Genomic DNA, 21,681 nt, shown 5'->3' on the forward strand with positions numbered 1-21,681 from the left:
AGCCGCTCTTTGGCGGCTTCGCTTAAAAATCAAAAATCGAGTCCTCGTTCGCATCATCGTCCTTCATCGGCTTTGATGAAAGCGACTGTTGAACTGGTGCGGCAGCTTGCTGCTGAATCGGTTTAATTCCAGCGGTGGCGGCAGGCTTAGACCTATGACTTCCCGATGCTTGTAGCAGCATGTCACAATAAGTTTTAATGGCAATCAGCTCTTCTCGAATGCCATCGACATCTGCATCATTTTCTTCCACATTGTATGTGAGCTGTTTCATTCGTGCATTCATTTGTTGAACCAGCTGATCAATTGGTATATCTTTCATATCGATAAACTCCTTTAAGTGAAGGATCTTTATCACTAGTGTACCAAACTGCATGCCAAATGAAAAAAATTAAAAGGACAAGGAGATAATATTATGGATACCCTTCATGAAGTATTAAAATTTAATGAGGAATTTGTCGCTAATAAAGAGTATGTCCCTTATGAAACAACAGGTCTTCCCGATAAAAAAATCGTGATCCTCTCTTGCATGGACACGCGTCTTGTAGAGCTTCTTCCACGTGCGATGAATCTAAAAAACGGTGATGTGAAAATCGTTAAAAATGCCGGTGCTGTAGTGAGTCACCCATTTGGTAGTATTATGCGCAGTATTCTTGTAGCCGTATATGAACTTCAAGCGGAAGAAGTTTGGGTTATTGGGCATCATGACTGTGGAATGGGCAAAGTAGATCCTGATGCGTTGCTACACAAAATGGAAGACAGTGTAACAAAAGAAGTTGTTTCTTCTATGAAGCACGTAGGGATTGACCTTCACTCATGGCTACAAGGATTTACAACGGTTCAAGATGGCGTGCGCGGTAGCGTATCAATGATTGAGAATCATCCGCTTCTTCCAAAGGATCTTCCTGTTCACGGGCTTGTGATTGACCCTGCAACTGGAAAACTGGATCGCGTAACAGAATAATATAAAAAACTCACTCCTATTTTATGAGGAGTGAGCTTTTTATATTATTTCGCTAAAATATCAGCAAAGGCTTTTCCGTACTGTGGAAGATCTGGCGGGCGACGCGCAGATACAAGATGTCCGTCAACAACAACGGGCTCATCAATCCAAGTCGCACCGGCATTTTCCATATCATCACGAATGCCTGGCGTACTTGTCACTTTCTTTCCTTCTAGTACTTTTGCGGAAATTAATACCCAACCAGCATGACAAATCTGGCCGATTGGCTTCTTATTTTCTTCCATATGCTGAACCATTTTCAACACTTCAGGGAAACGGCGAATCTTATCAGGCGCCCATCCACCAGGAACAAGGATCGCGTCGTAATCGGCAGGATTAATATCTTCATAAGCATAATCGGCAACCACGGGAACACCATATTTACCAATATACTTCTCTCCTGCTTTCTCACCAACGTAATGTACCGTTGCCCCTTCTTCAATTAAACGATAGTACGGGTAAGTAAGCTCCAAATCTTCAAATTCATGATGAACAAGACTGATTACTTTTTTATTTTCTAAACGCATGTTTCCACCTCCACTCTTTACCTTATACCATTTTGGCATCATTTCAAAACGATAAAAGATTTCAAAGGATTTTCCGAGTGAAATCGTATATAGGATAGATCTACCTTTTAAAGCATGTATTTTCTAGTATGGGACTGTCCAACTGGGAATACTAATGAGAAGGTAAAGGAGAGATAACCATGGATGTTGGTCTTTTACTGGAATACGGGTGGGTGCTCATTGTTCTGATCGGTCTTGAAGGTGTGCTGGCAGCAGATAACGCCCTTGTCATGGCCATAATGGTGAAGCATCTTGACCCACAAAAACGTAAAAAAGCATTGTTTTATGGCCTTGGAGGAGCATTTGTTTTCCGCTTCGGTTCTCTCTTCATCATTTCCTTTCTCGTTGATATTTGGCAAGTTCAAGCCATTGGAGCGATTTATCTTTTGTTTCTCAGTTTAAATCACATCGTGAAAAAATTTTTACTCAGCGATCGAAAAGAGAAGAACAAGGAAAATCAAAAGTCCGAGGAGGGACCTGGTTTTTGGACGACGGTTTTAAAAGTGGAGCTTGCTGATATCGCATTTGCCGTGGACTCCATTCTAGCTGCTGTAGCGTTAGCTCTAACGCTACCTCATACAACGCTACCAAAAATTGGAGGTATGGATGGTGGACAATTTCTCGTTATTCTAACCGGTGGAATTGTCGGGCTAATCATTATGCGTTTCGCTGCTAATTACTTTGTGAAGCTTTTGCACCGTAAGCCAGGTTTAGAAACCGCTGCTTTCGTGATTGTTGGATGGGTAGGGGTAAAGCTTGCGATTTATACGCTCGCTCATCCAAACCTCGGCATTCTTGCTGAGGATTTCCCAAAAGAACCAGCATGGAAAATCACATTCTGGGGCGTTCTTGTTGCGATTGCACTAGGAGGCTGGTTCCTTTCTTCCGAACGAGAAGAAGATGACCGAGAAGATGAGAATGAAGATACACTAGTAGAAGAAAATGAGGAAGCGAATGACTTCTGATAAATCAACAACAGGTGCCGCATAGGCACCTGTTGTTTTATGCTTTCTGAAATTCTTCTTTAATTTCATTCATTCGCTTCTTATTAACTCCCATATCTGAATATCCAGTCCGTGAAGCAGAACGAAAGTGAATGCTCTCATTTGCTGTATCAATGTAAAACTCAATATCATCGACAAATTTAAACAGCTTTGATTTCTCCTCCGCTCTTATGTAGTCTGTCCCCTCTTCTACAATTTCTGTTCGCTTTCGATTGGTTAGGATTGTTTTTAATTTTGCAATTGCTTCCTCTGCCGTCCCATTGTATGGCATCGGCTTCATCCCATGCTTCTCATCCGTGCTTTGGCTTGACACACAATTTGGTTTATCTGGACACGGAGCAAGCTTCCCTTCTTTTACGCCTAATTGTTCTGAACTCATTTCGATCGCCTCCTGATTGGATTGTTCTATTCTTTCTATACCCTATCACAATACCTTTTGAACTTATTATGCCTTACATTGCTACAATCACGCAGCACATTGATGTGCAAATTTCCCGTTTAGAACTTTTTCTGAGCGTGTATAGTACATGTGAGATCAAAAAAGCAGAACAATCTTTGAAGGAGGCAATATTGTGAGTAGACCAGTAGTACGCGAATACCAGAATGATGAGAAATTAAAAAGCGACATTGAAGAGCTAGAAAATATCGGTGTAGCTAACGATGATATTTACGTGCTTTCCCATGACGATGACCGCACAGAGCGCGTGGCAGATAGCGTTGATGCGAACACAATCGGCAAAAAGGAAATGGGTCTCAGCAGCTTGAAAAATGTCTTTAGTAAAAAAGGCGACGAACTGCGCACCAAAATGCAGGAAATCGGCTTTTCCAAAGATGAATCTGAACGCTATGAAGAAGAAATGGACAAAGGTAAGATTTTCTTATTTGTAACAGACACTGATAAAGTGAAAGAGTGGAAGTAAGAAGTAATGATTGATATAGAAAGAGCCGTTGATCTCAGTTGAGATCAACGGCTCTTTTACGCAGTAAAGCAGCGGGTCGCTCGGGTCTGACCCCCGCTGCTTAAAGGTCTGCAATTAGCTCACGTTTGCTTACTGCACTTCCATTAACCCAATCCTTAAAGTGAATCGTCATTACTTCATCACTTCCCGCTATCACCGTTTTGAATAAGCATTCCTTCGGATTCATCATTACGGTGTGAAGCGTACCAAATAGATTTTCATATTCTCTAAAAAATAATGGAGATGCTGGATTTCTAAATTCATCAAACCATTCACTAACCTCTACGTTAGGATGTTTTTCTAAATACGCTAACCGTTGAAGGGAATTTTCAGTGGTCTGTGGTTTGTTAGACACTTGAAAATGATTTGTGCAATAAAGCGTTTCTCCACATCTTACCTCGCTACCAAACGGCCCAATTTCGACAATGGCTGATTTACCAGATGCATCTGTTAGAGAATAATTATACTCGTCCGCATGAGGCAAAACTTTTAATAACGAAATGGCATCTTCAATCGTTCGACAGGTATCCAACACCATTCTTACAACGATCCCCGCCATTAGTCCTTTTTGATGAAAACGAGTAGATACAAAATGGAGCCCAGCCGTAAGCCCATGTTCATTCATCCCATCATGCAGACCAATGCCGAATAAGCTGTGACCACATGTAGCATAGCTCTCTTCTGGCTGTCTTAAAATCAACCTTCCATCATAAAAAGCGGGACCAAAATCATAATTTCTTACATAACCGTGATTCGTCATCACAGCCGTACAGCCCAACCCTTCTAGTATAGGAAGATCATATCCACTAAAAAGAGAGAGCGCCTTATGAGGAGAGATCATTAATGCTTCACTTATCCCCATTATCTCATCTAGCAGCTGCGGAGCGAAGCGTTGATAAACCTGTTGGGTTTCTTCTAAATTTGTCGGTTGAACAAAATTCTCACACCGCTCCTGTACTACTTCCATTTGTTCATGTGATCCAAGCCTATATCCGATCTCAACTGAGGGTCCGCGATATTGCTCAATCGACACACTAAGCTCACTCACTCTTCTTCTCCTCATAAACCTTCAACAGCTCTTCCACCGAAATCCCATCAATTGTCATACCTTCTACCTCAGATTTCTCGATCTTCACATTTTTTAAGTTACAATCTGTTATCGTACTCCCATGCAGATCACAGTTTTCGAAAAGAATTGGCATGTGCTCCTCTCTTCTTCCTGCCGCAAAGTGATCTTCAGGGGGTAATCCGATATTACGAAAAACAGCCCCTCCCATTTGTGCATCTTCGATTTTAAGATCGCTAAGGTCAATATCTCGGAAAGAAATACCGCTCATATTCATATTTGTAAAGGTCGCTTCTACCATATAAGCGTCAGAAAAGATTGATTGTGCTAAGTTCGAATTCATGAAGTTTGCGTTCGTTAATTCAACTTGATCGAAAAGCGCCTTACGGAGACGTATTTCCTTAAACACTTTTCGCTCAAATTCTTCCCCAACGTTTTGCTCGCTCATATTCTTTTCAACCATTTCAAACAGCTCCTTTTTCATTTTTGATCTAGCTCTTCGAATACAACTTTCAATTGCAGAGATGGAGCGTTCTAACATCGAAGCAATTTCCCCCATCGAATAGCCACCCATATAGTAAAGAAGGACAGGGGTGCGAATATCTTCATTTAATTCATTCAGCGCATGCCAAACCAAATCGCTTGTCTCTGTCTCTTTCTTTTCAAGCATATTTGCAAGTGTCTTCTCATGAAATGAATGCTCCAGTAGTTGAACCATTCGTTTTCGTTTCCTCTTCATATCCAGACTCAAATTTCGAGCGATACTTGTTAGCCAGCTCCCCACCTTCTCAGGACTTTCCAACGTGTTTCGCTTCAAATAGGCCTTAATAAACGCTTCCTGCGCAACATCCTGTGCAAGATGATAGTCCCCAAGAACACTATAAGCGACCGCATAAAGTCCATTCGCATAGTTGCTTACCACATCACGAAATCCTTCTTCCGTCTGCCATTCTACAAGCTTTTGCTTCACTACTCTCACCTCGCTGCTTTCACTTATATAGACGTCTCGCACTCTTTCATTCCGTCAACAAAATGAAAAGAATTTTACTCCTTGTCTGTTGGAAGAGAATAAATGTACGTAAAGGGGGACAGAGAGGGGGCAGACCCCAAAATAAAATAGTTCTTCGCTCGTCTCACACTGCATATATTTGTAGGGCACTAAAAATATTTCTTTCAAAGGGAGTGCTGATATGTTGGATCGAACATTGCTTTTCGTAGCCGCTATGATTGCTGGGTTTGCATTACTTCGTTTGTCTGAGGCAGATTCATTCCTCGAGAGTCTTAATCCGGTCTTCGAAGTTGTTGGCTTTCTAGCAGCGCTGCTATTTGCACTTGTCTTGATCTACAAAGGCATCATGGCCATTTTACCTCGGAAAGTGTAAACGCTTTCCACTCCTGAAAGAAAAGCGAAAGTGGCCCGCTTAAAACCGTAGGATGTTGGAGGCTTTTAGAATGAGACGCTTTTTGTCTCAATCTAAAAGGTGAAACAGCCGGAGGTTTTGGGCCACTGTAGCTAGACATGAAAAGCGAAAGCAGCCCGCTTAAAACCGTAGGATGTTGGAAGCCTTTAGAATGAGACGCTTTTTGTCTCAATCTAAAGGGTGAAACAGCCGGAGGTTTTGGGCTGCTTTCGCCGTACAAAAAAGCGGGATCAAAGAGATCCCGCTTTTTCCTATTATTCTTTTGGTGCAATCATATCTTCAGGACGTACGATATCATCGAACTGCTCCGCTGTGAGCAAACCGCTCTCAAGGGCAGATTCACGTAGCGTTGTTCCATTTTCATGGGCTTTCTTCGCAATTTTCGCTGCGTTCTCATAACCGATATGTGGGTTCAAAGCAGTCACAAGCATAAGTGAATTCTTCAAGTAATCTTGGATCACTTCTTCATTTGGCTCAATGCCAACTGCACAGTTATCATTAAACGACTTCATGCCGTCCGCAAGGAGGCGAGAAGACTGTAGGAAGTTATAAATAATGACTGGCTTGAAGACATTCAGCTCAAAGTTCCCCTGACTTGCTGCAAAACCAATTGTCGCGTCATTCCCCATCACTTGGGACGCTACCATTGTGAGCGCCTCACTTTGTGTTGGGTTCACTTTGCCTGGCATGATCGAGCTTCCTGGCTCGTTAGCTGGAATTGTAATTTCTCCAATACCACAGCGCGGTCCACTTGCAAGCCAGCGCACATCGTTTGCGATTTTCATAAGATCAGCCGCTAGAGCTTTCAACGTGCCATGGACATGCACTACTTCATCATGACTTGTAAGCGCATGGAATTTATTCTCAGCAGATGCGAACGTCTTGTCCGTCATTTTGCTAATTTCCTCGGCCACCATATCACCGAACTTCGGATGTGCGTTCAATCCTGTTCCAACCGCCGTACCGCCGATCGCAAGCTCTTTCATATACTTAACGCTCTCAAGCAGCATGTTTTCACATTTTACAAGCATGCGATGCCAGCCGCTAATTTCCTGTCCAAGCGTTAGTGGCGTAGCATCTTGAAGATGAGTACGTCCGATTTTAATAATATGTTCATTATCCTTCATTTTTTGATAAAGCGTTTCTTTTAATTCAATAAGGGTTGGATAAAGATGATCCTCAACAGAAAGAACTGCCGCAACGTGCAGTGCTGTTGGAAATGTATCGTTGGAAGATTGGGACTTATTCACGTCATCATTTGGATGAACACGTGCTTCGCTTCCTTGTTCTTGTAAAAGTTCATTTGCACGGTATGCAAGTACTTCATTCATATTCATGTTGGACTGCGTGCCGCTTCCAGTCTGCCACACAACAAGTGGGAAATGTTCATTATGATCGCCGTTGATCACTTCGTCCGCTGCTTTCACAATGGCTTCAGCTTTCTCATCTTCAAGCTTGCCAAGACGCTGGTTTGCAAGTGCTGCGCTCTTCTTCAAAATCGCAAATGCCTTCACAACCTCAAGCGGCATTTGTTCGTTACCGATCTTAAAGTTCTGCTTGCTTCGTTGAGTTTGAGCACCCCACATTTTATCTGCTGGTACTTTGATTTCTCCAATTGTGTCTCGTTCAATTCGATAATCCATTGTGATCCTCCTTCAGAGTATAAGCTAACAGGTTCCACTTCGATAAAAAGAAGGGAACTCCTTTCTCTTCAAACGAATTTCTATTTATGACGACGCTTTCATCATATCACACTCTTCTTCTACCGGGAATCAGCAGATCTTAGCGTTTTTACATAGAAAAAGTCGCCCTCTTAGTAGGAGCGACTTTTCGATTTATGCATTCGCAACTTCTTTCTTTCCACCGTCCTGCTTAATCAAAAACTGAAGAGCTAACAGAGTGATAAATAGCCCGAGTCCAATGAGATCTGTAGAACCTTCTGGATAAATAAGCATTACGCCTGCCGCTACTGCAGCGATCCGTTCAACTAAAACAGTTCGACGGTACCAATAACCAATCATTCCTGCGCCGATGCTAATCATTCCCGTTAATGACGTGAAAAGTACCCAAAGAAGACTTTGCCACGTTGTATCAATCATCATGAGCTCGGGTGAGAGCACAAAAATGTATGGAATGATAAATGCCGCAATCGCGAGCTTAGCTGATTGAACCCCTGTCCGAAGCGGCTCACCTCCCGATACACCTGCTGCCGCAAATGCAGCGAGCGCAACCGGCGGTGTAATATCTGCGACAATACCGAAATAGAACACAAACATATGCGCCGATAGCTCGGGGACAGATAATACAATCAAAGCCGGAGCTGCAATTGTTGACGTGATAACGTAGTTTGCGGTCGTTGGAGACCCCATCCCAAGAATAAGGGAGGCAATCATCGTAAAGAAAAGGGTGAGCAACAAATTTTCACCAGAAAGCGAAACAAGACTATTCGCAAGCTTTAACCCAAGTCCTGTTAGAGTTACTACACCTACGATCATCCCCGCTGCAGCGGTTGCAGCCGCCACTCCAAGTGCGGTTCTTGCCCCATTCGCAAGGGCATCAATGAAATCACCGATTCCCATACGAGTTTCCTTATTAATTGCTCCAACGATAATCGCTGACAAAATCGCATAAAGAGCTGCACGCGTAACGGACGTGCCTGACATTAAGAAGAAGATAACAGCGACGATTGGAAAAAGAAGATAGATCCGCGCAAGTACAGCTTTTCGGTTTGGCATTTCATCTTCCGTCAAACCTCTTAATCCAATGCGCTTTGCTTCAAAGTGAGTCATGATCCAAATACCCGTAAAATATAGGAGTGCAGGAATCGCAGCCGCTTTGGCAATTTCCCAGTAGGTGATGCCACCACCAATAAATTCGACCATTAGGAACGCCGCTGCGCCCATAATTGGCGGCATAAGCTGACCACCTGTAGATGCTGCTGCCTCTACTCCACCAGCAAATTCCTTCCGATACCCAAGTCGCTTCATCATTGGAATCGTAAATGAACCTGAGGTCACAACATTCGCAACTGAGCTTCCGCTAATGGTTCCTTGAAGCGCACTTGAGAAAATGGCTACCTTTGCCGGTCCTCCAACCCGTTTTCCTGCGATAACGAGAGCAAGATCATTGAAGTACTGACCAACCCCTGTTTTGACGAGAAAAGCTCCGAAGAGGAGGAAAAGGAAAATAAATGTGGAAGAGACCCCAAGCGGCGTTCCAAGAATTCCTTCTGTCGTGTAGTACATCGAGCGAATAATGCGATCAATACTTAATCCACGATGCTGCAAAAACCCCGGCATATAAGGTCCGAAATAAGAGTAAAGCAAGAAAATAGACGTAATCACGGTAATCGGAAGCCCTACCACTCGTCGCGTTGCTTCAAGAACAAGCAGGATAGCTAAAAGCCCTACAATTAAATCAAGCGTTGTAAGGCGTCCAATCCGATACACAAGTTCATCGAAATTTAAAGGCCAATACATCCCAACGTAAACACCAATAATGGCTAGTAAACCATCATACCAGGCAACTTGAAACTTCCCTTTTGTCTTATTACGCAGCTTCTTTTTGGAAGCAGGAAATAATAGAAAAATTAATCCGAGCGCGAACGCTAAATGAATGGATCGCTGAAGCTGTGCTGTAAAAACGCCGAAAATAGCTGTGTATAATTGGAAAACGGAGAAGCCTACGAGACCAACAAGTGAGATCCATCCGATTATACCTGTCAGCCTACGATGACCTGCTTCGGGATCGAATTTCGCCATTAATTCCTGCGTTTGTTCATCTGTCATCTGCTCTTTGTCTTGCTTCGTTTTCGGAGGCTGATCTTTCTCACTCAAGCACGTTCACTCCTTTCATCCACTGCCATAAACTGATTGTATCTGATTCAAGGTGAAGCCATGAACCAGGCTCAATGATCCGACTTAATTCAATCTCTTTATCTTGGACAAGAAGGACGTGATTTGCGACGACCTGACCCGTTCTCATATCAATAAACGGAAATTTCCTGTTCATATCTTTAATCTTGTATCCATCCTTATCCTGGACAAATCGTTCCCCTGCATCCGCATTTGAAGGCATTCCGATGGCAAAATTCTCGTATGAGAGTTCGTATTGCACAATCTCACCAGATTCAGATACATAATAAGACTCCTGAACAGGTGTTTTGTGCACAGAATGCGTATAGCGAATGTCGAAGTTAGCCGCATCATCCTCAAAAGGAACATATGCCAGAACTTTGCCTGACTCTCCTTTTTCGAGCGCCATCACAGGAAAAAATGGGTAAAGAAATACGACTAAAATAAGGGCAACTGCAATTGTCGTTTGGTACATGAATTGTTTCGTTGAATCGGAAGGTTTCATAGTAAGAAGACGCAGGCTTTTCACCTGCGTCCATCACATCCTTTTTTTGTAGATTCGCTACTTTACTCGACACCTTTTTCATCAAAGTATTTCTTAGCACCAGGATGAAGGTCAATGCCAACACCCTCTAGCGCTGTATCAGCTGTAATAAACTCACCTTTAGCGTGAGTAATTTTATCAGAGTTATCAAAGATCGCTTTCGTTACTTGATACACATAATCTTCATCAAGGTCTGAACGAGCTACAAGCATCGCAAGAACTGCGACAGTTTTCACATCACTTTCAAGACCGTACGTTCCACTTTTGACTGTATCTTCTGCATAATACGGGTGCTCTTCAATCAGCTTATCAATTTTATCCTGCTCGATTGGAAGAATGTTCACTGGCTTCACTGCAGACAAACCTTCTACTGCACCAGTCGGTGTACCAGAAGTAATAAAAGCAGCGTCGATTGTGCCATCCTGGATGCCTTCAGTAGACTCATCAAATGCAAGATGCTGAGCATCGATGTCTTCCATCGTAATATCATGAGCAGCTAGCACTTGCTCCGCATTCGCATATGTTCCACTACCTGGTGCTCCAACGGAAACTTTCTTTCCTTTCAATTCATCCACAGAAGCAATTCCGCTCTCCTGAAGGGTTACGATTTGAATCGTTTCAGGATATAGTGTTCCAATCGCCTGGATGTTGTCCACTTTTCCATCTTCAAACATTAACTCACCATTTGTTGCATATGCCGCGATATCTGTTTGAGTAAATGCAATATCCGCATCTCCATCTTGGAGAATTTGCATATTTTCAACAGAAGCACCTGATGACTGAGCATTGGCGCTTTCAATATCAGTTCCATCTTGAATTATATTTGCTAGTTCACCGCCAAGTGGGAAATACGTTCCTCCCGTTCCTCCCGTTAATAAACTAAGCTCTGAAGGAGATCCGTTTGCTTCTCCGTCTGAATCAGAACCTCCACAAGCTCCAAGCACCATCGCTATAGATAGTACAATAACGAATAAACTAAGTCTTCTTTTCTTTCCCATGCAACTTCTCCCCCTTTAATAGTTAGAAAATTTCAAATTTACTATATCATATTGTTCCTTTAATTGGTACAGGTTATTAGAACACCCTCTAAAAAGGAAAACTGTTATAAAACAAAAAAAGCCACATTTCTACTCGTTTCGTTTGCATTCGACTTTACCGATTCAAATCAATAACGTCGAATGAAAACGAAATATAGTAAAATGTGGCCTAAAATTTGTTTTCGTTTGTAAAATAATCAGGAAATACTCCAGTTCTTGAGAGAAGCTTGTCGAATCATCGTCTCTGGCGGAAAAATAAACGTCCATGGTACAGCTGAATGAGATGGAACGGTTAACTTATGGGTAAACCGTTCTGTTGCCACTAAGCGGTTATTTTCAAAATAAGAGAGCAGGCGATCATCTAATTTCCAATCACCCATACCATTTAGAATACAAACAGAAGCCAGCAGTTCATTTCGATGATTAAAAGCCACTCGAATTGGAACAAACTGAAGCTTTCCTTCTTGGATCGGGTTCTCTTCATAAATTTCCTGGATTCGTTTACGATCTTTGTCAGCTATCGTACGGTCCCACTTTTCTTCAAAGATCAGCGTCACGTTTTTCACCTCTGTTCATGTACCTACTCTCTTTTTCTTCTAGAATCGACAAATCATCAATCACATCATTCAAGGAAAGCAACTCAAATATCACAATCATTTTTCCTGTAAAATGATGGCGGGGGTCTGTCGCTTCATCTCTTGAATCATCAAGATCATGAAATAGCTGATCGAGCTTTTCAATGCTATCGATATGCTCCTGTGTCAGCTGCGTAGAAGGGTTATGAAAAGCTTTGGAGATCGAACGACCGGCTTCAATAATGATGCGATGATCTTCGGGATCGATGCCATTTTTCGTATCGGTAAATAGCATATTTCCAAGATGGTAAAGGATCTTCTGCAAGTATTCCAGTTTTTTAAGAACAACAGAAAAGGTGCGAACTTCATGAATGCTATGCCTGCGGTATTTCCACTCTTCCCGCTGATAGGCAATTAATTTGTATGTTCGTTCAAGGTCACGACTTAAGCGCTGATATACGAGTGTTTGTCTTTTGGCATGCGGAAGATCTGCGATAATTTGATCTAGTAAATCACCAGCGTTGCGGTACAGTCGCTTTACACCTTGATTGATCATAGTATGGAATTTCGGTGGCATAACAAAGTAGTTTACTGCTGTTGAAACAACAATCCCAATGAGCGTCGTACTCAACCTTCCTACAAAAGATATCATATACTCTCCTGATGTATCGGGAATCATCGCAACTGCTGTTAGCGTTGCAACAAGCATACCGTCATCAAGTCCAAGCTTATGACAGGCAATAAGTGTGAAGGTTGCGGCTAGCGCATAAGTGAAGGGTGATTGATGGAGCATAGATTCAAATAGCATTGCAAATCCAGCCCCGATTGCAGCGGCTGGAAAACGCACGATACCCTTTTTAATGGAATCCGATGCGGTTGGTTCGACTGTTACAATTGCCGTGATCACAGCAAAGAGAACAGGAAGGCCGAGCGCATCACAAATCCACGCCGTCAGAAATGCAGCTAGTCCCGTCTTAAGAATTCGTCCACCAACAAATTTAAATACTTTGTGCTTGATATCTATCATACGAATCAGTCCGTTTCTATTCCTCCATTATAACGTACACTACTCGTTTACATGAACCCATTTTCCACTTATTGTTTAATTAAGCGAAAGGAGAGATGTTATGAAACGCTTTATCGGAATTGATTTATCAGGACCATCCAATACAAAGGATACCTCTATAGCGATCTTCCATGGAGATGATTCCGCGTTTTCCTTTCATCAGCTCATCGAAGGGGCAACAGATGAGGACATTTATCAGCAAGGAAAGCTTACACATAACACAATCATTGGAATCGACGCCCCGCTTTCTTACCAACCAGGTGGTGGCGATCGACCTGCAGACAGAGCACTCAGAAAAGCGATCGTTAAAATCGGGATGCGAAGCGGATCGATTATGACGCCAACGATGACGCGAATGGTTTATTTAACGCTTAGAGGAATCTCACTCTCGAGGACGCTTTCACCACATGCTACTATTGTGGAAGTGCATCCTGGAGCCGCGATCGGTTTGCGAGCAGCCAATATCGAATCTATTCTCGCTTATAAATCAGAAATGGAACATCGCTATCAGCTAAAGTACTTTCTCGAGCAAGAGGGGGTAACAGGAATTCCAGAAAAAGCACTCGAATCAACGCATTCTTTTGATGCGTGTCTTGCTGCTTATGCTACGTGGAGATGGGAGCATGGTCGATCGGAATTTCTATACGAAGCCAAACCACCTTTCCATCCATTCGACATGAGCTGTTAATAGGTAATTAAAAAACCCTGCGCACTAATTGCGTAGGGTCTCATCAAAGACTTTTGGAACGACGTCGCGAACGACAATATATAAAGTGCTTAAGAAAAATGCTGTAATTGCCATCGCAAATGAAGGAAACACATCCCATTCACGGTCCATGCTCCATCCACTGAGCATCGCTCCTGAAAACGTGCCAATCATATAGCAAAACGGAATCCACCATTTCATTTTGATTTATCACCTCAGAAATGATATACCCCGTTTCGACAAATTCCGAACCTTTTTAGAGCATTTCCTCAATATCTTTCTTAATAGCGGCTGGTTCTGTCTTTGGCTCATAGCGTTTCACGACATGACCATCTTGATTTACGAGGAACTTCGTAAAATTCCAGGGAATGTCGCCGTGTTCAACATCTGGCGCTTCGTGCGTTAAATAGCGATAAAGAGGATGAGCATCGCTACCGTTTACATCGATTTTCGCAAACATTGGGAAACTCACGCCATAATTAATGGAGCAAAATTCCTCAATATCATCCTTCGATCCAGGCTCTTGCTCTCCAAATTGGTTACAAGGAAAGCCTAGAATTTCAAACGGCTTGTCCTCAAGCGACGTATACAGCTCCTGAAGTCCTTCATACTGTGGTGTTAACCCGCATTTACTAGCCGTGTTGACGATTAAAAGAACCTTTCCGCTATATTCTGATAGCGGCATGTCTTTCCCTTGAAGCGTTTCTGCAGTGAATGAATGCACACTCATTTTATCCCTCCTATTCGTTGTCTCACCTCACTTTTATCATAGTTAAGCAAGAATCGCTAGTAATCAGCGCGCTCTTGCAATAATGCCGTTATGCACTTTAATATAGCCGTGCCTTACAATATCCATGCCGTTTTCATACGCATAGAGTCCCATTTGACGGATATCCATTAGCTCACGATACGTATGATTCATCATATCAGCCATCACATGATAATAAAGACGTGATTTCATCTGATTTCGAGGTGTTGTCATAATGACGTATCCATCATCTTTTACAAATTTGCGATGCCATTCTAAAATGGCTGGTTTATGTTCATCCGGCACATGTTCAAGCAAGCCTACACTTAGAACAATATCAAACTCTTTATGAAAATCGAGATCACGAATGTCTTTTACAAGATAGCTAATGTTCATTTGATCTTTGTACCAAACTTTTGGTCCGCCCGTTTGTGGATTTGTTCCAAGAAAGGGATACGTATTCGGAAAATGAGCAAAACGATCTGTTTTACAGAAGGCATCGTAATCTACCATGACAACTTCTCCACCCGGATACATCGCATGAAGCTGCATCGCTTCATACCCTTCGGCAGCACCAAGAAAGAGAATACGAGGATTTTTTACATCAAGTCCTTCAAAAAGCGCTCGCTTTCCACGCGGATCCCAAATCCCATCCTCGATGCGGTGCACATAATTCCAGAGAGATAAGCGTACCATCTCCCCCAGGCCATTCTTGACATCACGAAGATGAAAGCCTTTGAAGCTATCTTTTAGAGAAGACTTCAAGCGCTGCTGTTCGGCAGGTACATCTTGCATAAATAGATTGTGAAATGAGCGATTAAAAAACTCCCACGAGGTTTTCACAGGCATATCCTGCTTATGTTCAGACTCCCAATCTAGACGCTCTTTCGCGAGCTTCTTCACTTCAAACGGCCTTCCTACCTGTTTCCAAGACATTTGCGACCAGTCGCTTACCATATTTGCATTCACAAAGCGATCGAGCTGTTCATTCCTCGGATTCCTTAAATCGACACGATAACTCGGCAGTAATGCTGTGTATTCAAAGTCTTGTTCCGAAAAAGGGTGTTCAGGCGTTAATGAAGCAAGTTCCAATTAGCTCACTCCTTATTTTTTCACTTATTTTCTCACGGAAACGCTTTCATTACAAACATTTTACGAATATGCCGACAAATGATCACGATAACCTATCTAAATTATTTGTGATGAAGGTGATATAATAGAGAAATTAACGATCAGGAGTTGGAAAAGAATGAAGATTGTAGTAAGTACGTTAAATGCGAAGTTCATCCATACGTGTCTCGCATTACGGTATTTGAAAGCCTCTGCTGCCCCAGATTATGATGTACAAATGGCAGAATATACGATTAAAGATCCGATTATGAATATTGTAAGTGAGCTCCACAGTATGAAAGCTGATGTCATTGGATTTAGCTGCTATATCTGGAACATTGAAGAGACGATTCCTGTCATTGAAATGTTAAAGAAAGTAAATCCATCGCTCACGATCGTACTTGGCGGTCCTGAAGTCTCATATGATGTGTATGAGTGGCTCGATCGTATTCCTCAGGCTAATTATATTGTTATGGGAGAAGGAGAAGTGACGTTTAAAGAACTGCTTCAATCAATTGAAACAGGAGAATCAGTTGAAAACGTAAAAGGGATTGTTTACAGAAAAGATGGAAGTAATCATATTAATCCACCAGCACCAAAACTAAGCTTAAGTGAGATTCCATCGCCTTTTCGATTCGAAGAAGACCTTGCTGATCTCGGTCGCCGCGTCACTTACGTTGAAACGAGTCGGGGATGTCCTTATTCCTGTCAATTCTGTTTATCCTCTATTGAAGTTGGCGTAAGGTATTTTCCTGTAGATCGAATGAAGGAAGAGCTGCGTTTCTTAATGGATAATGGGGCAAAAACGATTAAGTTCGTTGATCGAACATTTAACATTAGACGAAACTACGCGATTGATATGTTTCAATTCCTTATTGATGAACACCGCCCTGGCTGTGTGTTTCAGTTCGAGATCACGGCTGATATTATGCGACCTGAAGTACTAGAATTTCTCAATCGCGAAGCTCCGCCCGGACTCTTCCGATTCGAGATCGGTATTCAATCAACCAACGATGCAACAAATGAACTCGTGATGCGAAAGCAAAACTTCGAGAAGTTGGCACGAACGGTGACAATGGTGAAAGACGGCGGCAAAATTGATCAGCACCTTGATTTAATCGCTGGACTTCCTGAAGAAGACTACGCTTCTTTCCGAAAAACGTTTAACGACGTTTTCTCCTTCCGTCCGGAAGAGCTGCAGCTTGGCTTTTTGAAAATGCTACGCGGCACAGGTGTCCGTCTAAGCGCTGAGAAACATGGCTATCTTTACATGGATCATGCACCTTATGAAATTCTTGGAAATAACGTTCTTTCCTTTGATGACGTTATTCGCATTAAGCAGGTAGAAGACGTGCTAGAAAAATACTGGAATGATCATCGTATGGACGCAACAATTGAGTATCTTGTTACGGAAGTTTTCCAATCTCCATTTGATTTCTTCCAAGGTTTCGGCAGCCATTGGGAAGGAAAAGGCTGGTCACGAATTGGTCATCAGCTAGAAGATTTATTCCGACGCCTGGCTGACTTTATTGAGAAGCATGCTCCAGCTCATCATGACCGCGTCACATCACTTATGAAAATCGATTACTTATCAAAGTCCAAAAAGAAGCCTCGTACGGTGTGGTGGCGTGATCGCCTTGAGAAAGAAGAAGAAAACGCCCTATTGAAGCTTGTAAATGAACAACCAGCTTTGCTTGGAGAAGACTATCAAGTGTTAAACCTATCAGAACGAGAACTGTATAAGCATACAGTAATCGATCTGTTACCGAGCTCAGAAGACGGGCAAATACAGAAAACCATTTTACTCGTTTACTATCATCCGAAAACAAATGAGCGTAACGTGTTTTATGGTGTTCTTCCTTCAGAATCTTCCGTTGCGTTGTAAGACTGAAGGGAAAAGGCATTTCGACATAGATGAAATGCCTTTTCTATTGAGTGACGTCTCGATTTAAAGGATTTTGTACGTTCAAGACGAATACAGTAATGTACTGATGCCGGAGGGTAGGCCGGTAAAATATGGAGGGATAGCATGAAACTATTAGAAATGGATGCCTTGTCCCTATCGAAGAAGATTTCCAACAGAGAAATTTCATCGTACCATGCCGTTAGAACGTATATTGAACACCTGAATGCCATTAACCCAGCCTTAAATTGCCTTGTAGAAGATCGCTTTGATCAAGCTATAGAAGAAGCTAGAAAAGCAGATTATACCCTCACTACAGGAGATGCTAAAGGGCGACTGTTTGGCGTTCCAATTAGTGTAAAAGAGTGCTTTCATGTAGCGAACATGACGACAACAGGTGGCCTCGGGTATCGTGCAGGATCTCGCGAGAAGAAAGATGCTGAGGTTGTCAGACGCCTTCGCGAAGAAGGTGCCATCATACTCGGAAAAACGAATACACCTTCCCTTTGTTTTTGTCAGGAAACGGATAATAAGCATTACGGCAGAACGAATAACCCGTGGGACACCTCAAGAACAGCAGGTGGATCCAGCGGTGGGGAAGGTGCTTTGATCGCTGCAGGCGGTGCCGCAGTTGGTCTCGGTGCTGACATCGGCGGCTCGATTCGATTCCCCTCACATTTTAATGGCATTATTGGCTTTAAATCCGGCAATCGTCAGGTATCTCAAGAAGGAAATTTTCCTTTTGTTGACAAGCCAGAGCAAGAACGCATGCTAGGAATTGGTGCGATGAGCAAGTCTGTTCAAGATGCGAGATTAATTAACCAGATTATCGCTCATGAACAACCACCTGAACGTAACCTTGCAGATTTTAAACTCGTCTACCCAGTTCCTCACCATCGCTATCCGATTAATCGTGAAACGTTTCAATTGATCACAACCATAAAGGATGCGTTTGATGGCGAGCTTTCTGAAGAGCAGGCAAATCCCCCATTTTTTGAAGAAGCCGCTCTTATGTGGCAACAAATGATGTCGATCGACGGGGGAGCCGATATGGCTAAGCTTATGTTAGAAAACGATAAAGCAAGTCCAATCGGTGAATACATGAAGGAAAAGCTTTTCCGTAGTTCAGATGTACATCCCTACTTATCGTGGGCGCTTATTGGAACGAAGCTTTTCAAGCCTAACCAAAAACAAATTAAACAAATCCATGCTTCGCTAAAGCGTGGAGATGAGATTTTAGAAGATTATTTGGACGACCGAATCTTAATTATGCCAGTCTATCATTCACCGGCACCGCTTCACGGAGAATTGTATCAAGAACTTTTCTCCATTCGTAAAACCTTCTTGAACTATATGCCTTACATTGCGTATGCGAATGTGTGGGGGCTCCCTTCTCTTACAATTCCAATCGGAACTAGTAAAGAAGGCCTTCCAATCGGTGTACAGCTAGTAAGCCGCGTTGGTCATGAAGAAGCGCTTTTTCAGCTAGGGGAGCAAATTGAACAGCGCATCGGCGGGTATAACCGCTGTGTGCAGCATGATCAAAAAGCCGAGGCTGAAGCAGAACTCGTTTAAGTCGTAATGGAGGATTGAATCCCATTGTTTAAAAACCAACATACGAAGCCATACATCGCCATTATAATCGCGATCCTATTTATCTCCACTTCCGCCGTCATCGTCAAGCTAGCAACTGCTCAAGCTTCGATTATTGCGATGTACCGTCTCGTTTTTGCCATACTTATTATGCTACCGATTATCCTACGAAGCTATCGAAACGCCTTTCGTCATATTAAAGCTTCTGATTGGGGATTCGGAAGTCTTGCAGGCGTTAGTCTCGCCTTTCACTTTATTCTCTGGTTTGAGTCGCTCAACTACACGTCCGTTGCAAGCTCTGTTGTTCTTGTCACATTACAGCCGCTGTTTGCCTTTATCGGTACGTATCTTTTCTTCAAAGAAAAACTCACCCTTCTAGCTATTGCTGGAGGGGTGACCGCTGTGACCGGCTCTATTCTGATCAGCTGGGGGGATTTCAAGATTAGTGGAATGGCTCTGTGGGGAGATCTTTTAGCCCTGACGGCATGTGCCATGGTAACTGGATACCTCTTGTTCGGTCAGAACATTCGAAAGCGTCTGGATCTGATGCCATACACCTTTATCGTGTATGGCATCGCTGCTCTTACGCTTATCATTTATAACGTTGTATTACGCTACCCGTTCTTTTCTTATCCAGCTACAGACTGGGGATATTTCATCTTGCTAGCGATATTCCCAACGCTTCTCGGTCATTCTCTATTAAATTGGGCTGTGAAGTGGGTGAGCGTGAATGTCATTTCAATGAGCATCCTATTTGAACCGATCGGAGCTAGTATTCTCGCCTATTTTATCCTTGGCGAAACATTGCATACGATGCAATGGATTGGTGGCGGAATAATCATTGCCGGTCTTTATCTCTTCATAAGAAGCTACACCTCCAAAAGAAAACTGAAAAAATAGCTTGGCGTCCCCCGAACGGGGGACGCCAAGCTATTTCGACAGTATTCGAGCTAAACCGGGTGGTGCCTGTCACCACTCCTAGCGCGCTTTAGGACACGTCTTACAGCACGCGCCACCTTCCGATACTTGATCGTACAAACAGCAAGTACGGCGGAAGCGGATCTCTCCTTCTTCACGCTTCACTTTCTCTGAATAATACGGCATGAACGGGTTTGCGCCGCAGGTGAAACTTGTGCAGTTAAACTCCGTGAGAAGGAAATGAAAGTCTTCTTTAGCTCGACGCACTTGTTCCTCATTTCCTTCAGATGGCATCAGAGTTTCATAGAGCCAGAACAAGTAAATGGACACATTCTCCCATAGAATCGCCGCTGATAATTTCGTCGCTTTCACCATTGCTTCAACAAACGGAGCAAGGTTCTCGTTAATCAGTTTATTGGCAAGTGCTACTCTTATTTCAACACGATCTTTCTGATTAGTGGTGACGTCTACGTCGTTATCAATCATAAGCTTCATCATCCAGGGCTCCGCATCTGTATTAACTTCATAGCAAAGCTCATCAGTTCCAGCCAGAATCGCTTTATCCCACATCGTAAAAGCATACAGTATCGGCACAACCGTCATAAAACCATATCTTTTCATAAACTGTGATCCCGCCACAATTATAGATGGAAAATGGCCTTCCTCCACGAGCTGTTCAAGAAGACCTTTTAAGTGATGCTCATCGTGTAGCTGCACTAAACTTGCACTGCTTTCACCCACAGTCAGGCGAAACTGTTTCAGCCTTTCTTTCTCGTCTCTCGTAAACACCGGGTGCTCAGCGACCATTTACCTTCCTCCCTTTGCCATGTGGTACACAAAGCGGTGTACCGAATAGCGGATCCTCGATAATGTCACATTGAAGCCCAAACACTTGCTTCACAAGCTCTTCATTCACGATCTCTTCAGGTTTCCCCTGATCATAAATGCCCTTATCCTTCACAGCAATAATATGGTCGGCATAGCGACAAGCGAGGTTTAAGTCGTGAAGAACCATTAGAATGGTCCGGTTATCCTCTTTATTCAATTCAAATAGTAAATCGAGTACCTCCACTTGGTGAGCGAGGTCCAAGTACGTTGTTGGTTCATCAAGTAATATTATATCCGTATCCTGAGCAAGGGTAAGCGCAATCCAGGCACGTTGCCGCTGTCCTCCAGAAAGGGAATCAACATTACGCTCAGCAAACTCTTCCATGTGCGTTGCTTTTAGCGCGTTTTGAACGGCATCTTCGTCCGCTTCAGACCATTGACTAAACCACGTTTGATAAGGATACCGTCCTTGCTTAACGAGCTGCAGAACTGTGAGGCCTTCAGGTGCGACTGGTGACTGTGGAAGGATAGCCATTTTCCGAGCGATTTCCTTTGTTGGCTTATTCGCAATAGCCTCTCCATCAAGAACAATTCCTCCAGAATGCGGCTTTAGAAGTCGAGCTAGACTTCGTAATAGCGTTGATTTGCCACATCCATTTCCACCAATGAGAACGCTCATCTCTCCTTTAGGAATCAATAAGTTCAGCTGATCGATAACGGTTTGTTCTCCATATCCAAGCGTTAAATCTTTCGTTTGCAGTGCGTACACGTCGCCACCTCCTC

General features: G+C 43.0%; 24 protein-coding genes. 8 read left to right on the top strand and 16 right to left on the bottom strand.

Annotation, left to right across the window (positions count from 1 at the left end):
* Positions 1 to 22: 22 nt before the first annotated feature.
* Positions 23 to 319: a DUF5327 family protein gene (locus AC0VYV_RS21565; RefSeq protein ID WP_430245579.1), complete on the bottom strand. Its 297-nt coding sequence runs from the start codon at positions 317 to 319 to the stop codon at positions 23 to 25.
* 93 nt (positions 320 to 412) lie between these two features.
* Here AC0VYV_RS21565 and AC0VYV_RS21570 point away from each other — a divergent pair, with 93 nt between their 5' ends.
* The gene (locus tag AC0VYV_RS21570; RefSeq protein ID WP_194218277.1) at positions 413 to 961 is read left to right on the top strand and encodes a beta-class carbonic anhydrase; all 549 of its coding nucleotides are present in this window, start codon (positions 413 to 415) and stop codon (positions 959 to 961) included.
* 44 nt (positions 962 to 1,005) lie between these two features.
* Here the strand turns inward: AC0VYV_RS21570 and AC0VYV_RS21575 are convergent, their stop codons facing one another.
* Positions 1,006 to 1,527 (bottom strand): type 1 glutamine amidotransferase domain-containing protein, encoded by a 522-nt coding sequence (locus tag AC0VYV_RS21575; RefSeq protein WP_194218276.1) that lies wholly within the window; start codon positions 1,525 to 1,527, stop codon positions 1,006 to 1,008.
* Between the two features lie 179 nt (positions 1,528 to 1,706).
* Between AC0VYV_RS21575 and AC0VYV_RS21580 the strand changes: the two genes are divergently transcribed.
* Positions 1,707 to 2,531 (top strand): TerC family protein, encoded by an 825-nt coding sequence (locus tag AC0VYV_RS21580; protein WP_475374283.1) that lies wholly within the window; start codon positions 1,707 to 1,709, stop codon positions 2,529 to 2,531.
* Between the two features lie 37 nt (positions 2,532 to 2,568).
* On the opposite strand, the gene AC0VYV_RS21585 is transcribed toward AC0VYV_RS21580, so the two are convergent.
* Positions 2,569 to 2,949, bottom strand: coding sequence for a DUF1499 domain-containing protein (locus AC0VYV_RS21585; RefSeq protein ID WP_475374284.1), 381 nt, complete (start codon positions 2,947 to 2,949; stop codon positions 2,569 to 2,571).
* A gap of 193 nt (positions 2,950 to 3,142) precedes the next feature.
* Between AC0VYV_RS21585 and AC0VYV_RS21590 the strand changes: the two genes are divergently transcribed.
* The gene (locus tag AC0VYV_RS21590; protein ID WP_194218273.1) at positions 3,143 to 3,490 is read left to right on the top strand and encodes a YflT domain-containing protein; all 348 of its coding nucleotides are present in this window, start codon (positions 3,143 to 3,145) and stop codon (positions 3,488 to 3,490) included.
* A gap of 100 nt (positions 3,491 to 3,590) precedes the next feature.
* On the opposite strand, the gene AC0VYV_RS21595 is transcribed toward AC0VYV_RS21590, so the two are convergent.
* Both AC0VYV_RS21595 and AC0VYV_RS21600 read right to left on the bottom strand, forming a co-directional pair.
* Positions 3,591 to 4,577, bottom strand: a complete 987-nt coding sequence (locus AC0VYV_RS21595) for a C45 family autoproteolytic acyltransferase/hydolase (RefSeq protein ID WP_475374285.1) — start codon at positions 4,575 to 4,577, stop codon at positions 3,591 to 3,593.
* A complete protein-coding gene (locus AC0VYV_RS21600) occupies positions 4,570 to 5,565 on the bottom strand; it encodes a sigma-70 family RNA polymerase sigma factor (RefSeq protein WP_475374286.1) in 996 nt (331 codons plus the stop codon). The genes AC0VYV_RS21595 and AC0VYV_RS21600 overlap by 8 nt, the downstream gene beginning before the upstream one ends.
* Before the next feature lie 220 nt (positions 5,566 to 5,785).
* Here AC0VYV_RS21600 and AC0VYV_RS21605 point away from each other — a divergent pair, with 220 nt between their 5' ends.
* Entirely contained in the window at positions 5,786 to 5,977 is a 192-nt protein-coding gene (locus AC0VYV_RS21605) for a hypothetical protein (RefSeq protein ID WP_098445502.1), read from the top strand.
* A gap of 293 nt (positions 5,978 to 6,270) precedes the next feature.
* On the opposite strand, the gene fumC is transcribed toward AC0VYV_RS21605, so the two are convergent.
* The 6 genes from fumC to AC0VYV_RS21635 all read right to left on the bottom strand — a co-directional run bounded on the left by fumC (position 6,271) and on the right by AC0VYV_RS21635 (position 13,053).
* Entirely contained in the window at positions 6,271 to 7,659 is a 1,389-nt protein-coding gene (gene fumC / locus AC0VYV_RS21610; RefSeq protein ID WP_475368222.1) for a class II fumarate hydratase, read from the bottom strand.
* Between the two features lie 192 nt (positions 7,660 to 7,851).
* Positions 7,852 to 9,804 carry a TRAP transporter permease gene (locus AC0VYV_RS21615; protein ID WP_475367538.1) on the bottom strand — a complete coding sequence of 651 codons (1,953 nt, stop codon included), beginning with the start codon at positions 9,802 to 9,804 and terminating at the stop codon, positions 7,852 to 7,854.
* 40 nt (positions 9,805 to 9,844) lie between these two features.
* Entirely contained in the window at positions 9,845 to 10,399 is a 555-nt protein-coding gene (locus tag AC0VYV_RS21620) for a DUF1850 domain-containing protein (RefSeq protein ID WP_475366205.1), read from the bottom strand.
* A 38-nt stretch (positions 10,400 to 10,437) separates the two neighbouring features.
* Positions 10,438 to 11,412 (bottom strand): TAXI family TRAP transporter solute-binding subunit, encoded by a 975-nt coding sequence (locus AC0VYV_RS21625; RefSeq protein ID WP_226615837.1) that lies wholly within the window; start codon positions 11,410 to 11,412, stop codon positions 10,438 to 10,440.
* 236 nt (positions 11,413 to 11,648) lie between these two features.
* The gene (locus tag AC0VYV_RS21630; RefSeq protein WP_475366206.1) at positions 11,649 to 12,008 is read right to left on the bottom strand and encodes an SLAP domain-containing protein; all 360 of its coding nucleotides are present in this window, start codon (positions 12,006 to 12,008) and stop codon (positions 11,649 to 11,651) included.
* On the bottom strand, positions 11,992 to 13,053 hold the full coding sequence (locus AC0VYV_RS21635) for an FUSC family protein (RefSeq protein ID WP_283153281.1): 1,062 nt from the start codon (positions 13,051 to 13,053) through the stop codon (positions 11,992 to 11,994). Before AC0VYV_RS21635 ends, AC0VYV_RS21630 begins: the two co-directional genes overlap by 17 nt.
* A gap of 100 nt (positions 13,054 to 13,153) precedes the next feature.
* On the opposite strand from AC0VYV_RS21635, the gene AC0VYV_RS21640 reads away from it, so the two are divergent.
* The gene (locus tag AC0VYV_RS21640) at positions 13,154 to 13,780 is read left to right on the top strand and encodes a DUF429 domain-containing protein (protein ID WP_475366207.1); all 627 of its coding nucleotides are present in this window, start codon (positions 13,154 to 13,156) and stop codon (positions 13,778 to 13,780) included.
* Between the two features lie 24 nt (positions 13,781 to 13,804).
* Here the strand turns inward: AC0VYV_RS21640 and AC0VYV_RS21645 are convergent, their stop codons facing one another.
* From AC0VYV_RS21645 to AC0VYV_RS21655, 3 genes are all read right to left on the bottom strand, one after another.
* Entirely contained in the window at positions 13,805 to 13,999 is a 195-nt protein-coding gene (locus tag AC0VYV_RS21645; protein WP_194218264.1) for a hypothetical protein, read from the bottom strand.
* Positions 14,000 to 14,054: 55 nt separating this feature from the next.
* Complete coding sequence (locus tag AC0VYV_RS21650) at positions 14,055 to 14,528, bottom strand: glutathione peroxidase (protein WP_371017887.1); 474 nt, start codon at positions 14,526 to 14,528, stop codon at positions 14,055 to 14,057.
* Between the two features lie 63 nt (positions 14,529 to 14,591).
* Positions 14,592 to 15,638 (bottom strand): class I SAM-dependent methyltransferase, encoded by a 1,047-nt coding sequence (locus AC0VYV_RS21655; protein ID WP_475366208.1) that lies wholly within the window; start codon positions 15,636 to 15,638, stop codon positions 14,592 to 14,594.
* Positions 15,639 to 15,795: 157 nt separating this feature from the next.
* On the opposite strand from AC0VYV_RS21655, the gene AC0VYV_RS21660 reads away from it, so the two are divergent.
* The 3 genes from AC0VYV_RS21660 (at position 15,796) to AC0VYV_RS21670 (ending at position 20,052) form a co-directional block, all read left to right on the top strand.
* Positions 15,796 to 17,541 (top strand): B12-binding domain-containing radical SAM protein, encoded by a 1,746-nt coding sequence (locus AC0VYV_RS21660; protein ID WP_475374287.1) that lies wholly within the window; start codon positions 15,796 to 15,798, stop codon positions 17,539 to 17,541.
* 144 nt (positions 17,542 to 17,685) lie between these two features.
* Positions 17,686 to 19,134: an amidase gene (locus AC0VYV_RS21665; RefSeq protein WP_475366210.1), complete on the top strand. Its 1,449-nt coding sequence runs from the start codon at positions 17,686 to 17,688 to the stop codon at positions 19,132 to 19,134.
* Between the two features lie 24 nt (positions 19,135 to 19,158).
* Positions 19,159 to 20,052: a DMT family transporter gene (locus AC0VYV_RS21670; RefSeq protein WP_475374288.1), complete on the top strand. Its 894-nt coding sequence runs from the start codon at positions 19,159 to 19,161 to the stop codon at positions 20,050 to 20,052.
* 78 nt (positions 20,053 to 20,130) lie between these two features.
* On the opposite strand, the gene AC0VYV_RS21675 is transcribed toward AC0VYV_RS21670, so the two are convergent.
* The gene (locus AC0VYV_RS21675) at positions 20,131 to 20,877 is read right to left on the bottom strand and encodes an IucA/IucC family C-terminal-domain containing protein (RefSeq protein ID WP_475368226.1); all 747 of its coding nucleotides are present in this window, start codon (positions 20,875 to 20,877) and stop codon (positions 20,131 to 20,133) included.
* Positions 20,867 to 21,667: an ABC transporter ATP-binding protein gene (locus AC0VYV_RS21680; protein WP_475374289.1), complete on the bottom strand. Its 801-nt coding sequence runs from the start codon at positions 21,665 to 21,667 to the stop codon at positions 20,867 to 20,869. The genes AC0VYV_RS21675 and AC0VYV_RS21680 overlap by 11 nt, the downstream gene beginning before the upstream one ends.
* Positions 21,668 to 21,681 lie beyond the last annotated feature (14 nt).

This window comes from Anaerobacillus sp. QJM3NY_17 (genome assembly GCF_056173665.1).